General features: G+C 39.9%; 10 protein-coding genes. 5 read left to right on the plus strand and 5 right to left on the minus strand.

Translation table 11 applies throughout. The features are described 5' to 3' along the window. Positions 1-218: 218 nt before the first annotated feature. The 3 genes from OCV67_RS04190 to feoB form a co-directional block, all read right to left on the minus strand. Complete coding sequence (locus tag OCV67_RS04190; protein WP_147642612.1) at positions 219-1,532, minus strand: hemolysin family protein; 1,314 nt, start codon at positions 1,530-1,532, stop codon at positions 219-221. Positions 1,533-2,143: 611 nt separating this feature from the next. Further along, on the minus strand, positions 2,144-4,600 hold the full coding sequence (locus OCV67_RS04195) for a GH36-type glycosyl hydrolase domain-containing protein (RefSeq protein ID WP_147642613.1): 2,457 nt from the start codon (positions 4,598-4,600) through the stop codon (positions 2,144-2,146). Between the two features lie 134 nt (positions 4,601-4,734). After that, positions 4,735-6,873, minus strand: coding sequence for a ferrous iron transport protein B (gene feoB / locus OCV67_RS04200; RefSeq protein ID WP_147642614.1), 2,139 nt, complete (start codon positions 6,871-6,873; stop codon positions 4,735-4,737). Positions 6,874-7,247: 374 nt separating this feature from the next. Here feoB and OCV67_RS04205 point away from each other — a divergent pair, with 374 nt between their 5' ends. Together OCV67_RS04205 and OCV67_RS04210 are read left to right on the plus strand one after the other, a co-directional pair. Then, positions 7,248-7,463, plus strand: a complete 216-nt coding sequence (locus OCV67_RS04205; RefSeq protein ID WP_147642615.1) for a DUF378 domain-containing protein — start codon at positions 7,248-7,250, stop codon at positions 7,461-7,463. Between the two features lie 159 nt (positions 7,464-7,622). Further along, positions 7,623-8,783, plus strand: coding sequence for a dockerin type I domain-containing protein (locus tag OCV67_RS04210; protein WP_147642616.1), 1,161 nt, complete (start codon positions 7,623-7,625; stop codon positions 8,781-8,783). A 1-nt stretch (position 8,784) separates the two neighbouring features. Here OCV67_RS04210 and OCV67_RS04215 read toward each other — a convergent pair whose 3' ends face one another. Continuing rightward, positions 8,785-11,427, minus strand: coding sequence for a cation-translocating P-type ATPase (locus OCV67_RS04215; RefSeq protein ID WP_147642617.1), 2,643 nt, complete (start codon positions 11,425-11,427; stop codon positions 8,785-8,787). 818 nt (positions 11,428-12,245) lie between these two features. Between OCV67_RS04215 and OCV67_RS04220 the strand changes: the two genes are divergently transcribed. The 3 genes from OCV67_RS04220 to OCV67_RS04230 are packed head-to-tail and all read left to right on the plus strand — an operon-like array spanning position 12,246 to position 13,590. Next, complete coding sequence (locus tag OCV67_RS04220; RefSeq protein WP_147642618.1) at positions 12,246-12,716, plus strand: hypothetical protein; 471 nt, start codon at positions 12,246-12,248, stop codon at positions 12,714-12,716. A 17-nt stretch (positions 12,717-12,733) separates the two neighbouring features. Then, the gene (locus tag OCV67_RS04225) at positions 12,734-13,402 is read left to right on the plus strand and encodes a PspA/IM30 family protein (protein ID WP_147642619.1); all 669 of its coding nucleotides are present in this window, start codon (positions 12,734-12,736) and stop codon (positions 13,400-13,402) included. A 29-nt stretch (positions 13,403-13,431) separates the two neighbouring features. Then, complete coding sequence (locus OCV67_RS04230) at positions 13,432-13,590, plus strand: hypothetical protein (RefSeq protein ID WP_178084994.1); 159 nt, start codon at positions 13,432-13,434, stop codon at positions 13,588-13,590. A 109-nt stretch (positions 13,591-13,699) separates the two neighbouring features. Here OCV67_RS04230 and thrS read toward each other — a convergent pair whose 3' ends face one another. Further along, the gene (gene thrS, locus OCV67_RS04235; protein ID WP_147642620.1) at positions 13,700-15,643 is read right to left on the minus strand and encodes a threonine--tRNA ligase; all 1,944 of its coding nucleotides are present in this window, start codon (positions 15,641-15,643) and stop codon (positions 13,700-13,702) included. Between the last annotated feature and the right edge of the window lie 32 nt (positions 15,644-15,675).

Here is a 15,675-nt window from a genome sequence, read left to right on the forward strand (position 1 = left end):
ACTTCTTTCAAAAAAATTTTTTCCATTCCGTACTCGCTCTCTCTCGTTCGACAGCTTTATTATTATATCACCTCTTCCCTCTTTTGTCAACCACTTTTTGCAGGTTTGTAGAATTTTATAGTTTATTCGACGTTTTTTACTACTTTAATGTTAATTTTATACAACTTTTTTGCTAGTTTTACCTTATTTTATTGTATCGTATAAAAAAGACGAAGTTTTTACCCTTCGTCTTCTCTTGCTTTTTCATTTAAGTAAACTGCTTTTATTTTAGATATCCAATTATCTTCAGTCAGCAAAACTGTAAACTCCACTTCTCCGTATCTTACACTTGGTGTCTCATCTTCTTCCGGTATTCTGCCTAGCAAATCCACTATAAAAGCACTCATAGTATCATAATTATGTCTTTCCGGAAGCTCTATTCCCAGAATTTTCTCAACATCCTCAGGATTTGTATCTCCTGTAATAATATAAACTCCATCATCAATATTCAATATTTCAGCTTTTTCGTCGTCATATTCATCCTGAATATTTCCAACTATTTCCTCAAGCATATCTTCCATACTAACAAGACCAGCCGTACCGCCATACTCATCTACCACAATTGCACATTGAGCTTTTTCTCTTGTAAGAGTTTCAAAAGCGTCGCTGCACATACAAGTTTCTGGCAAATATACAGCCTTTCTCATAAACTGTCTGACAGTAAAATCCTCGGAATGCTCGCAACCCACAAGGCAAAGCAGATCCTTGACATAAATTATACCGATAATATTGTCAACAGTTTCCTCGTAAACCGGAATTCTAGAGTACCCCTCATTAATTGCCAGATAAACGATATCCCCTATTTTCGAGTTCACTTCAATTGCACAGATATCCTTTCTATGCGTCATAACATCGGAAATATCAGCGTCGCCGAACTCAAAAATATTATTGATCATTTCCCTCTGACTTTCTTCCAGCACTCCTGTTTCATTTCCGGCGTCCACCATCATTCTTATTTCTTCTTCTGTTACAGCGTCACGTTCTGACGATACCGGAACGGAGAACAGCTTGCAGAATACAGCAGAAATACCGTAAGCCAAAGCGCTCAGAGGCGAAAGAACAGCGATATAAACCTTCACAGGAATAACTGTTGCTGCCGCAAATTTTTCCGGATTACGGCCTACTAATTTCTTAGGTAGAATTTCTGTCAATGCAGTAATTAACACTGTGGAACTAAGTATGACCAAAGCGATAATCAGATACCGTAAACTGCTTTTAACATCATCAGTCCAGAACATACTAAGCCAAACAGCCAGTATAACAATAAAAACATTAAGTACAGTTTTTCCCATAGAAAATGAAACTATCATTCTGACCGGTTTTCCGATAAGCTCGGAAAGCCTCTGATATTTTTTATCTTTTTCCGCCAGGGATTTGATTTTTGAATCGTTAACTTCAATATCTGCATACTCACATGCCGTGTAAAAAAACTTTACCAGTACTAAAAAAATCAGTAAAATAATACAAATAATTTGACTCCCGTCAGAATCCATAATCAGTCTCCTTTTTAAGTTAAATTTATAATTAGTATATATTATTAATACGATTTTGTCAATATGAATTTTTTAGCTTTTAAAAAAAGCTGATAAAACTTCTTTACTTGCAGCAAAAAATACGTCATTTAATTACCTTTCGAGAGTTCAGAAAATTTTTTAAGTCAATGAAAATCGGCATAAAAGTTTTTGCCCAGCCTTTTTCAAATTTTTTCTTCAATTCTTTGTTTACTAACCTGTCAAGCCTTATTTAAAATATATTATCAGACTAAAGACAATTTAACATTCTTTGCAAAAGTAACTTTGCGTGTCTTTAAAATATTTTACAAGTTGTGTAAATCCAGCATAAAAGTTTTCGCCCAGCCTTTTTCAAATTTTTTCTTCAATTCTTTGTTTACTAACCTGTCGAGCATTATTTAAAATATATTATCAGACTAAAGACGATTTAACATTCTTTGCAAAAGTAACTTTGCGTGTCTTTAAAATATTTTACAAGTTGTGTAAATCCGGCATAAAAGTTTTCGCCCAGCCTTTTTCAAAAGGCTGGAAAAAAGTAAGCGGAAGATAAAAATCTTCCGCTTAGAACCGTTTATAAAAGAGATTAAATAAAATTAACCCATAATAACTTCAACTTCGTGAGTTTTACCATCACCGAATACTGGCAGAACATTGCCCTCAATAGCCTTACCGTCAACTGTAACAGACTTAACGCCCTTGCATACGTGATCAGGATTCTTGAAAGTAATAGAGTAAGAAGCACCTCTGAACTGTCTGACAGCCTTGAAACCGTCCCATGCAGACGGAATGCTAGGATCAACCTTCAGACCGTCCCAGTCAGGGATAATACCGAGAATATACTGAGAAACTGCAACAAAGTTCCAAGCAGCAGTACCTGTAAGCCAGCTGTTCTTAGCCTCTCCATGACGCTTAGCGTCCTTACCGGCGATCATCTGAGCATATACGTATGGTTCAGTTCTGTGAAGGTCGGAATACTTCTCTTCTCTGTAAGCCGGAGCAATCTTTGAATAGTATTCAAAAGCCTTGTCGCCATGACCAACAAAAGCTTCAGCACAGATGATCCAAGCATTATTGTGACAGAATATACCTGCATTTTCCTTATATCCGGCAGGATAAGTGGAAATTTCGCCGTATTCGATATAATACTTTGTAAATGCAGGATTGTTAAGAACAAGACCGTGTTCGCTGTTAAGGTACTTGTCAACGCTTTCCAGTGCCTTAAGATCAGCGCCTGTTTCCTTGCCTACGCCGCCCATAACAGCAAATCCCTGCGGTTCAATGAAGATCTTACCTTCTTCACATTCTTTTGAACCCATTTTCTTGCCGAAATCGTCATACGCTCTGAGGAACCATTCACCGTCAAAGCCGTAATCCATAATATTCTTCTTCATCTTGTCGATTTCAGCCTGAGCCTTCTGAGCTTCAGCTTCGTCGCCCATATGTCTGCAAAGGTCAACATAGTTAGGACCTGAATATGTGAACAGTGCAGCAACCATTACTGATTCAGCAGTCTTGCTGTACTTGTCTTCGCCGTACTTAGGTGAAGTAGAAGTCTGGAAGGATTCACCCGGTTCAGAAGAGAAGCAGCTTAGATTGATACAGTCGTTCCAGTCAGCTCTCATAGCAAGCGGCAGACCGTGAGGGCCTACATTTTCAGCCACATGATAGAAGGACTGCTTCAGGTGATGCATCATAGTCTGAGCCTTGCTCTCATCATTGTCATAAGGAACCTTAGCGTCAAGAATACCGTAATCGCCTGTTTCCTTGATATAAGCTGCAACGGAAAGAATCATCCACAGCGGATCGTCTGAGAAATCGCCGCCGACTTCGTCATTACCTTTCTTTGTAAGAGGCTGATACTGGTGATAGCAGCCGCCGTTTTCAAACTGAGTAGAAGCCAGATCAATCAGACGTTCTCTGGCTCTTTCAGGGATCTGATGAACAAAACCGAGAAGATCCTGGTTAGAGTCACGGAATCCCATACCTCTGCCGATACCGCTTTCAAAGTATGAAGCGGAACGAGACATGTTGAATGTAACCATACACTGATACTGATTCCAGATGTTTACCATTCTGTTCATCTTGTCATCAGGAGTTTCAACTGTATATTTAGAAAGGAGAGCGTCCCACATAGCCTTAAGTTCAGCAAGACCAGCCTCAACCTTTTCAGGAGTATTATATTTTTCAATCATTTCATAAGCTCTTGACTTGTTCATAGAGCCGTCGGCATTGAATTTTTCCTCAACAGGATTTTCAACATAGCCGAGAATAAATACGAGATCCTTTGTTTCACCGGGTTCAAGAGTAATTTCCATATAATGTGAAGCAATAGGAGACCAACCGTCAGCAACGGAATTTGACGCCTTGCCGGCTGCAACTGCCTGAGGATTTTCAAAGCCGTTGTAAAGTCCGAGGAAGCTTTCTCTGTCGCAGTCAAAGCCGTCAATATCAGCATTTACTGTATAGAAAGCAAAGTGGTTTCTTCTTTCCTTGTATTCAGTCTTGTGGAAGAGAGTTGAACCCTCTATTTCAACTTCGCCTGTATTAAAGTTTCTCTGGAAGTTTGTAGAGTCGTCCTGAGCGTTCCACAGACACCATTCGGCAAATGAGAACAGCTTGATCGTTTTCTTTTCAGAACCCTCGTTCTTGAGAACCATCTTCTGGATTTCACCATTGTAGTTCTGAGGAACAAAGAAAGTAACTTCTGCTGAGATACCGTTTTTAGCGCCCTTGATAATAGTATAGCCCATACCGTGACGGCATTCATAGCTGTCAAGGTCTGTTTTAACAGGAGCCCAGCCAGGAGACCAGATAGTACCGTTATCGTTAATATAGAAATAACGGCCGCCCATATCAACAGGAACATTATTGTAACGGTAACGTGTAATTCTTCTGAGTCTAGCGTCCTTGTAGAAGTGGTAACCGCCGGCTGTATTAGAAATCAGGGAGAAAAACTCCTGAGTTCCAAGGTAGTTAATCCATGGATAAGGTGTCTTAGGGGAAGTAATGACATATTCTTTTTTAGCGTCATCAAAAAAACCAAACTTCATATTTTTACTCCTTTTATAAAACTTTTGTCAATCGGCAGCAGCCGCATTACAATTACAGTTATTATAACACAAAAAATAATACTGTTCAAGCCGTTTTGACAAAATTTTATATAATTTTTCATTCGGAATTATTTTCATGCAGCGATTCCGGTAAGTCTCGCCAAAGAGGAAATAATAAAACATATCGCTGCACCGCAGACTGTCGGAAGAATAAAAGCGGCAGCAGTCCATTTAAGACTTCCTGTTTCTTTTTTTATTGTGAGACACGTTGTAGAACACGGAAAATGAAAAAGAATGAAAATCATTGTACAAAGAGCTGTGACCCAGTTCCAGCCGTTGTCAGTAAGCAAGAGCTTAAGGGCGTGCATATTTTCCATTTCCATAATTGTTCCGGAGGACATGTAACACATAATAATAACAGGTATTACAATTTCATTTGCCGGAAATCCCAGAATAAATCCAAGAAGAATAACCCCGTCCATTCCAAGTATATTCCCCAGCGGCTGTAAAAATTCCGAAAGATGATAAAGAATTGTTTCACCGCTGACGGTAAAGTTTGCGAGACACCAGATAAGAAGTCCTGCCGGAGCGGCGACTGCGCAGGCTCTGCCCAAAACGAAAATAGTTCTGTCGAAAATTGAACGTACAATAACCTTTCCTATCTGAGGTTTTCTGTACGGAGGAAGCTCCAGAGCAAAGGACGAGGGAACGCCTTTTAATACAGTTTTAGACAATATCCATGATACAAAAAGAGTCATCAATACTCCGCCGAGTATTACCACAAGAAGGATCAGTGCCGAAAGTCCCGATCGCATTGCTCCTGCAGCAGAAGCTGTAAAAAACATTGTTATAATTGAAATAAGGGAGGGAAACCTGCCGTTGCATGGGACGAAATTATTAGTAAGTATAGCTATAAGGCGTTCTCTGGGAGAATCAATAATTCTGCATCCTGTAACTCCTGCGGCATTGCAGCCGAATCCCATTGCCATAGTAAGCGCTTGTTTTCCGCATGCGCCCGAGCGTCTGAAATACTTGTCGAGATTAAATGCGATACGAGGCAAATAGCCGAGGTCCTCCAGAAGAGTGAATAACGGAAAGAAAATCGCCATTGGCGGAAGCATAACAGACACGACCCAAGCCAAAACCTTATAAATACCGTTAACGATCATATCTCTAACGGTATCATGACAGTCAACATAAATCAAAAAGTCATTTATTCTGTCACCCAGCCAGAACAAGCCCTTTGACAGCAGCTGAGAAGGGTAATTTGCGCCGACTACAGTAAGCCAAAAAATAATCCCTAAAAGTCCTATCATGATCGGAATACCAAAGACTCTGCTTGTTAAAATCCTGTCTATTTTTCTGTCACGCTCATAATAATCGGATTTGGCAATAGTAATAGTATTTTCAGCGATATTCTGTGCAGACTGTATAATAGAAGATATAATATTATCACTTATTTTCTGCGGATTCCAGTTTTTTCTTGCCAGACTTTCCGCACATCTGTTAAGCTGACCGTACATTTCCTCGGAAATATCATGCTTAATATAATCTGAAATTTTATTAATTAATTTATCGTTCTTTTCAATTAAACGCAAAGCTGTCCATCTCGGGGAAATCTTACCGTTCGTAAGCGGCTCTGCGGCGGCAGTTATTTTTTGGATCTCTTCTTCAAGCTCTGCATCATAAACAGGTATAAACGGCGATTCAGGTCGGTTTTCAATTACTCGCTCCACAGCCTCCATAAGCTTGTCAAGACCTTTACCCTCCCTTGCTGTTACTCCCACTGCCGGAACACCGAGAAAAGTCTCCAATTTTTTAATATCCACATGAATATTTTTTCTTTCCGCCTCGTCAAGAAGATTAACGCATACAACAGTTTTAGGAGTTATTTCAATAGTCTGCAAAACAAGATTGAGATTTCTTTCAAGACACGTAGCGTCGCAGACGACTATTACTGCGTCCGGATTTTGAAAGCAAATAAAATCTCTGGCGACCTCCTCCTCCGCAGACTGTGCCATAAGCGAATACGTACCAGGAATATCTGCTAAAACATATTTTTTATTATTATATGTACACCTTCCCATAGCGCTGGATACTGTTTTGCCCGCCCAATTACCCGTATGCTGATTCATGCCGGTAAGGGCGTTAAACACTGTGGATTTTCCCACATTAGGATTACCTGCCAGTGCAATAATATGTTCTTCACTGGATTTTTTAATCATTCCATCAGACATTAACTGCCTGCCTGTAGACTTAGCTGTCAGTCCCATATTATGCCTCCGTTCATATATTTTTTTACTGTATAAAATATATGAAGCATACAGTGTGTCCGATTACAAAATAAAAAAAGAAATCCCCCTGTTATAAACAGAGGGCTCTCAATAAAGAGTGACATAATTTTAGAGGAGATGAAATCATTAAAAAATTTTTATCAACTGCTTTCAACTTTGTCAGTAATTAACTGACAAGTATATTATGCCGTTTATTTGTGATAGTTTTATGATATAAATGTGATTTTATGAAAAAAATAAAATGTTAATTTCTAAAAATTACTATGATTTATTATAGAATATTTAATAAACAGATGAAAATAATAACTTCATGAACATTAGAAAAATGTTCTTAAAGAAATGAGGTGGACAGAATGTGGGATAAGCTCGCACTGATTCTGCTTATCATAGGCGGAATCAACTGGGGACTGGTTGGAATTTTCCAGTTCGACCTGGTTGCATGGCTTTTCGGCGGTACTGACGCTATTATAAGCAGAGCAATATATATAATAGTTGCAATTTCAGCTATATGGTGTATTACTCTTCTTTTCAGATCCTCAGACAAGCTGGTTGAAGCAACCGATTCATAAGTTCCTCATAAAATACAGGTATAAAAAAGAATGCCGCTTTATACCAATTAAGCTTTGAAACCGACGTCAAAAAGACGTCGGTTTTTATTGTACCTTAACTATTTATGTGTTATAATAAATTATAAAGTCTAAAAATTTATTTATTAAAAAGGGGTATATATGAAATTAAATAAAATTACCGCATTCATTCTTTCTGTCGGCATTTTATCATCTACTGTCAGCTTTCTTTCTGTTTCTGCCGGAAAAACGACTGACATCAATAATGACGGCGTATTCGATATCTCGGATATAAAAGTCTTATCGGACTTTCTTGTCAAGAAAAATTCAGACCTTAAATCTGACTGTGATATAAACAATGACGGAATCTGCAATGTTTTCGACTTAATATTATTAAAAAGAGAGCTTTTATATAGTAACACAAATATAATATATGTAGAAAATTCCGCACAGCTCCGGTCTGCTCTGAACAACGCTCAGCCAGGAGATGAAATTGTTTTAAAAAGCGGAACATATATTTCTGAGTCGACGGGATCAAAAGGCGCAAATTTCTGGTCGTTTGCCGACGGAACAAAGGAATCGCCGATCACTATAAGAAGCGAAGATCCTGAAGATCCGGCAGTTTTATACGGTCAGAACATTCAAAACGGCGTAGTACTTTACATAACCGGTGATTACTGGAATATTGAAGATATTGCAGTATCAAATGCACAAAAAGGAATAATACTGGATAATTCAAATTATTCAAATATCATAAATTGCCAAGTAAGTGAAACAGGCAGCGAAGGCATACATCTTCGTGATAACAGTTCCTACTGCACCGTTCAGGGCTGTACAGTAACGAATACCGGAAGAATAAGTCCCGGCTACGGCGAAGCAATTTACGTAGGAAGCTCTGAAAGCACTTCGGGCTACGGCTATAACTGCGATTTCAACACTATTTCAGAATGTATTTTAGGTCCGGGAGTAACTGCCGAGCTTGTTGATATCAAAGAATATACCACCGGAACAATTGTAGAAAACTGCATAATGTACGGCGACGATATCAGTGGTCAGACATCTGCAAATGCATTTTTAAAGACTAAAGGAAATAATTGTATTATCAAGAACAATACGGCTTATCAAAACGGCAATACAATTATCAGAAACGCATTTGAAGTACACGAAATAGTTTCAGGCTGGGGATATAATAACAGCTTTACAGGAAACACCTGTAACATGGATAATGAAACCGCTTATGTAGTCAGAGTTTATTCAGGCTCCGCCGCCGCTTCTGATAATACCCGTATCCCAGACGGCAATATGTATTATCTTTTGGATTAGATCAGGAATCCATATCATTCTTATGAAAAATCCCTGCAATGCCCGAAACAACAGGAACTGCAAAAGAAAATCCCAAAGAAATAAGAAGAGGGGTTTTAGAAAGCGCAACGGTATCAAAAATCATTTGGATCGCCGGTACATAAATTGCCGCAAGAATAACGGCAAGGGACGCCAGAACCGCAAAAATAAGCTTTATATTTGAAAAATAATTTATTCCGAAAATGCCTTTCTTTTCTGATTTACATTCAAATACATGTATAAGCTGAGAGAATATAAGGGTTGCCAGTGCGCCTGTTCTAGCAGTATCAAGATCGCAGCCTGCTCTTAAAATCGTAGTAAAACAGCCAAGAGTACAAAGACCAATCATAATTCCTCGGAATATAATCTTAAACAGCAGTCCCCCTGAAAAAAAGCTTTCATCAGGACGTCTGGGACGCTGCTTCATAACATCCTTTTCACATGGCTCCATACCCAAAGCGATAGCCGGCAGACCGTCTGTTACAAGATTTACAAGCAAGAGCTGAGTAGGCAGAAGTACCATAGGGAATCCCATAAGAATACCTAAAAACATTGTAATAACTTCTCCGATATTGCATGACAGCAGATATCTCACAAACTTTCTGATGTTTGCATAAATTCCTCTTCCCTGTTCAACTGCCTTTACTAAAGTCGCAAAATTATCGTCAAGCAAGATTACGTCAGCCGCCTGCTTAGTTACGTCAGTACCAGTAATACCCATTGCAACGCCTACGTCTGCTTCCTTTATAGCAGGAGCGTCGTTTACTCCGTCCCCCGTCATTGTAACAATATTTCCCTTTCGTTTGTAAGCCTTAACAAGTCTCAGCTTGTGGGACGGATTTACTCTTGCATATACTGAAAATTCCGGCAGACGTCTGTCCAGCTCACTGTCGCTCATAGCGTCAAGCTCTGCTCCCGTAACCGCTTTGCCGCCTTTTAACAGTCCGGCTTCTTTAGCAACAGCCATAGCGGTTTCCTTGTGATCCCCTGTGATCATTACTGTTTTTATATGAGCCGCCGAACATTTTTTTATAGCAGCCTTTGCTTCTTCTCTCGGAGGATCCTGCATTGCGGCAAGTCCCAGAAATACCAGTCCGCCTGAATGACTTTCCCCTGCTTTCACTTCTTTTTTTGCCAGTGCCAGAACTCTTAGCGCTCTTTTTGAAAGTGAAGAAATTTCCGCATTTATCTTATCTGTCACAATGCGGTCAATAGGGACTTCCCCATTTGACGTCATAACAAAAGCGCATTTATTTAAAAGTATATCAGCCGCACCCTTTATATAAGCAGTTTCCTGACCGGAAGGCGAACGGGTGATAACCGTCATCATTTTGGTTTCGCTGTCGAAAGGGATCTCATGGATTTTTCTCATATCACTGAGAGAGCCTGCGGTAACTCCGCCCTTTGCCGCACTTATCAGTAAAGCGATTTCAGTGGGATCGCCGTTTACAGTCCATTCTCCCTTACCCTCGATCGCTCCTCTGTTTCTGGAATTTATTTTACTGTCCGACTCGATAGAAGCAGTCGAACACAGCACAGAACATTTAAGAAGTTCATAGAGAGGCGGTATTGTTTTAGGATTAGGCTTTGTATTTTCCAGACGAATCTCACCGTTTATTTTGTAACCGCTTCCCAATACGTCGAATTCTTTCATATCAGTATAGATATGCTTTACAGTCATTTTATTTTCGGTTATAGTACCGGTTTTGTCGGAGCATATCACTGAAGCACAGCCTAAAGTTTCAACGGAATGAAGCTTATTTACCAGTGCGTTGAGTTTAAGCATTCTGCTGACTGCAAGCGCCAGAGCGATAGTAACGGTAGCCGGCAGACCCTCCGGAATAGCGGCAATAGCGATAGTGATACCTGTCATAAGCATATCGAAAACAGGTTCGCCTCTTAGTACTCCCGCAAGGAACACAACGATACACACGCCTATACAAATAAGCGCTACGACCTTACCGAGCTCTCCCAGACGCTTCTGCAACGGAGTACGGCTTTCACCTGCGTCGCTTATCATATGAGATATTTTTCCGACCTGTGCATTTTTTCCGGTAGCAATAACCTGAGCCTTAGCATTGCCTCGTGTGATAACAGTACCTGAATAGACAACACAGCTTCGATTTAAGGAATTGTCTTTATCATCAGGCGAGCCCGGTATTTTACTTACCTGATCGGATTCTCCTGTAAGCATAGCCTCGTCGGCATATAATCCGTTGCACTGTAAAATAACACTGTCCGCAGGAACTCTGTCTCCGGACTCGATCTCTATCAAGTCTCCAGGGACAAGCTCTGCTGCCGGAATAGTTTTCAGCTTACCGTCACGTATAACACGAGCGGTAGGGGCGGTCATATCTGCTAAAGCTTCAAGAGTTTTTTCAGTACGGTATTCCTGTATAAATCCCAGAACTGCGTTAAGCAGAACGATTGCAATTATAGTTGCTGCGTCGTATATTTCACCCAGAAACACTGAAATCACTGTTGCTCCCAGAAGAATCATAACCATTACGTCTTTAAACTGTCCTGCAAATATTTTTAACGCTCCGTTACCTTTTTTCTCTGCGATAGTATTGCTCCCGAATTGATCCAGAAGCTTTTCAGCCTGTTTCTGTGTCAGTCCTGTCATAGCCTTTGCTCCTTTTACTTTATTGAACGTTGTCCCTAAAGTCTATGCGGACAAATCTAAAATCATTCAAGCTTTTTGAAAAAAGCTTGGCAAAAACTTTCATATCGTCTTTAGTCTGATGATATATTTTAAATAAGGCTCGACAGGTAAGTAAACAGAGGATTGAAGAAAAAATTTTGAAAAAAAGTAAGCAAAAAACTTTAATATCGTCTATTGAACTCTTTTTTCTTGTTCATTTCTTGTCTCGTGACAAGAAACGAACCAAAGAAACACACTTCTTTTTTGTTCACACGAAAAAAGAAGCAAAAAATGTAACGACTGCATAATTAATAGTAAACTATCACACAAGGTACTCTCCCAAAACTGTGCTGAGACGTTTTTGCAACTTGGATTCTCCGCTTAACTGCACTCATCTAACATGGGCGTGAATTTTAAATGTTAAGTCTTGCCTTTTATTGGGAGTCCTATTAGTTCAGAAACTGTATGACGGATAAAATTCGGCACTTTATGTGCCGCAAGCCGCCCACGGCGTTTGAGTGGGCGCATTTCTTTGTTACTTTCTTGTTGCGAAACAAGAAAGTCAAGAAAAAGAAGTTTTAAAGAAACTTGTTTCTTTGGTTCGGCATCAATAACAAAACAAAAAATGACAAATGTTTTTTACCTACGCTTTTACAAAGCGTAGAATATACGAAACAAGAAAGTTAAGAAAAGGAAAGTTTTGTGAAGATTTTTTGAAAATCTTCATATGTCAAGTCAACTACCTTGACATTAGGATTTTATTGAGTTATAATAAACCTATAAAAATCGGGGGTGCATTAATGGATAAAAGACTTCGTGAACTTGAAGAAGAACAGCGCCGCCTTATGGAACAAATGGAGAAAAACGAAAGTAAGAATAAGTACAAATATAAATCTGCGGAAAAGCACGAAAGCAATATTCTTTTACAATTTGTTATCGGACTTCTGCTGCTGGGCGTCGGACTGTTCTGGATATTCCAGTCAGTTAAAGTAACGTCCGGATTCAGTTCCTTTTACAGTATCGGCGGATGGTCTGCTCCCAACGGAACAGTAATAATACCGCTTTTAATAGGAATTGTAATGCTGTTTGTCATGGAAAAAAAGATATTCGGCTGGATTGTAACGGGTATCGGGACAGCAATAATACTTATAGCAGTTATTACAAGCGTCAGACTTCATTTCAGCGGCGGAAATTTGTTCAACTATGTATTAATGTTTGGTTTTACCGCTGTGGGAGGCGGACTTGTATTAAAGTCACTATTTAAAAAATAATAAACGGAGGCAGAACAATGGGCATTTTTCAGCGTTTAAGCGACATACTCAAATCAAATGTCAACGATCTTATTGACAGGGCAGAAGATCCTGAAAAGATGGTAAAGCAGATCATTATCGACATGCAGAAGGAACTCAATAATTCAACTCAGGCACTGGGCAAAGCTGTTGCCAGTGAAAGAATAGCAAAGAAACAGTATGATCAGGCGGCTGCCAAATCTGCCGACTGGGAATCAAAGGCTAAAACTGCTATAGCTGCCGGAGATGAAGAGCTTGCCAAAAAGGCTCTGGCAAATAAAGTCAAGGCTGATAAGGATACTGCGCAGTATAAGGAAATGTACGATACCATTTCTCAGCAGACTGAAACTATCAGAACACAGGTTGAAGTTCTGAAATCAAAGCTTGAAGAAGCAAAAAGCCGTCAGGCAATGCTCATTGCACGTTCCCAAATGGCGGATACTCAGAAAGCTCTTGCCAATGCGACAGGAGGGTTTGATTCCTCCAGCGCATCTGAAAAGTTCAGTAGAATGGAAGAAAAAATTGAACGAAAAGAAGCTGAAGCTCAGGCATTTACCGATATAGCAACCGATACGGGAAGTAATGACGCAGAGGAATTTGAAAAGTTGGAAAACGATTCAAAGGTAAATTCCGAGCTTGAAAGACTTAAAGCTGAAATGGGACTTTAATAAAACATAAAAAACAGGAGGCTTTCAAAATGGAAGAAAAAAAGAAAAGAAATTCGATTGCCGTACTTATCCCTATTCTTGTAGCGCTTATCGGTGCTATTACATCTGTAGCTTATATTGTATTCAGAATGAGCAGCAACAGAAGCTACGAAGAACAGTGGAAAGACTATGACGAATGCGGAATTTGATATGAATCGAATCAGGGACGCTCTAAAAATAGAGCGTCCCTCAATTTTTTTACGGTAAAATAAAATAAGGGCATTAGATAATGCCCTTATTTGTATTTATAAGCTTAAATTATCTTTTTTTACTTGCAATTTCGTCAAGAAGCTTGTCAAGTAAGTCTCCTGCGGACATTGAACCCAAATCGCCTTCACGTCTTGAGCGTACGGAAACTGTTTTTGTTTCAGCTTCATTATCTCCTGCAATGATCATGTAAGGTACTTTTTCAAGCTGTGCCTGTCTTATTTTGTATCCCATTTTTTCAGCTCTGTCGTCAATAGTACATCTTATACCGGCAGCTTCAAGCTTTGCAGAAATTTCATTGACAAACGGAAGATGCCTGTCTGCAATCGGAATAAAGCGAACCTGTTCAGGAGCGAGCCACAGCGGAAATGCTCCGGCATATTTTTCAATAAGCAGGGCAAGAGTTCTTTCATAACAGCCAAGAGAGGATCTGTGGATAATGTACGGTGTTTTTCTTGAACCGTCAACATCAATATATTCCATACCGAATTTTTGTGCAAGGAGCATGTCAATTTGAATCGTAATAAGAGTGTCCTCCTTGCCGTGAACGTTCTTGATCTGGAAATCAAGCTTAGGACCGTAAAACGCCGCTTCATCAATACCTATAGTATAATTTATTCCAAGATGATCCAGAATTTTACCCATTAGCTCCTGAGCTTCATTCCACTGTTCCGGAGTACCCTCATATTTTTCGGTATTGTTAGGATCCCATTGAGAGAAACGGTAAGTTATATCTTCCTCAAGACCTAAAACGTCTAGGATATATCTTGCAAGCTCCAGACAGCCTTTAAATTCTTCTTCCAGCTGTTCCGGACGAAGGATAAGGTGTCCTTCGGCGAGAGTAAACTGTCTTACACGGATAAGACCGTGCATTTCACCGCTGTCCTCATTTCTGAAAAGAGTAGAAGTTTCGCCAAGTCTCATAGGGAGGTCACGGTAGGAACGCTGTCTGTTTAAAAATACCTGATACTGGAACGGACATGTCATTGGACGCAGTGCCAGACATTCTTTAGTTTCGTCGTCAGGATCACCCAAGACGAACATACCGTCACGGTAGTGATCCCAGTGACCGGAGATTTTATAAAGGTCGGATTTTGCCATATAAGGAGTTTTAGTAAGGAGATATCCTCTTTTTTCTTCTTCGTCTTCGATCCATCTCTGAAGAAGCTGGATCACTTTTGCACCCTTAGGGAGCATTATCGGAAGTCCCTGACCGATGTAGTCAACAGTTGTAAACAGCTCAAGTTCACGTCCGAGCTTGTTGTGGTCACGCATTTTAGCGTCTTCAAGGGCTTTGAGATGTTCTTCAAGCTGTGACGCTTTCGGGAATGCCGTTGCATAAACACGGGACAGCATTTTGTTTTTTTCCGAACCTCTCCAGTAAGCGCCTGTACATGAAAGCAGCTTGAATGCTTTTACCGGAGCAGTTGTCATAAGGTGCGGACCGGCGCACAGGTCGGAGAATTCTCCCTGTTTGTAAAATGAAATAGGTTCGCCTTTTTCCGCATGCTCCTGACAAAGCTCGACTTTGTAGATCTCTCCCTGTTCTTCAAGAGTTTTTATAGCGTCCTCAGGGGACATTTGATAGCTTTCCAGCGGAATGCCTTCCTTAACGATTTTCTTCATTTCAGCTTCGATTTTTGTCAGTTCTTCTGCTGTGAACGGTTTTTCAAGGTCGAAATCATAGTAGAAACCGTTGTCGATTGCCGGACCGATTGCAAGCTTTGCATTTGGATAAAGTCTTTTTACTGCCTGTGCAAGAATATGGGAAGCCGTGTGCCAGAAAGTCTTTTTACCCTCAATTGAATCAAAAGTCATGACTTCAAATTCACAGTCACTGTCAATAACTGTCCTCAGATCCTTTACTTCGCCGTTGATTTTAACACAGCATGCAGCCTTGTAAAGTCCTGCGCCTATGCCCTTGATGATTTCCGCAGCGGACGCTGCCGATTCAATTTCACGGATACTTCCGTCTTTTAACGTTAATTTTATCATTTTATATTCCTCCATAAATTAATATTTTTTAT

Source organism: Porcipelethomonas ammoniilytica, assembly GCF_025567485.1.
GTDB lineage: Bacteria > Bacillota > Clostridia > Oscillospirales > Ruminococcaceae > Porcipelethomonas > Porcipelethomonas ammoniilytica.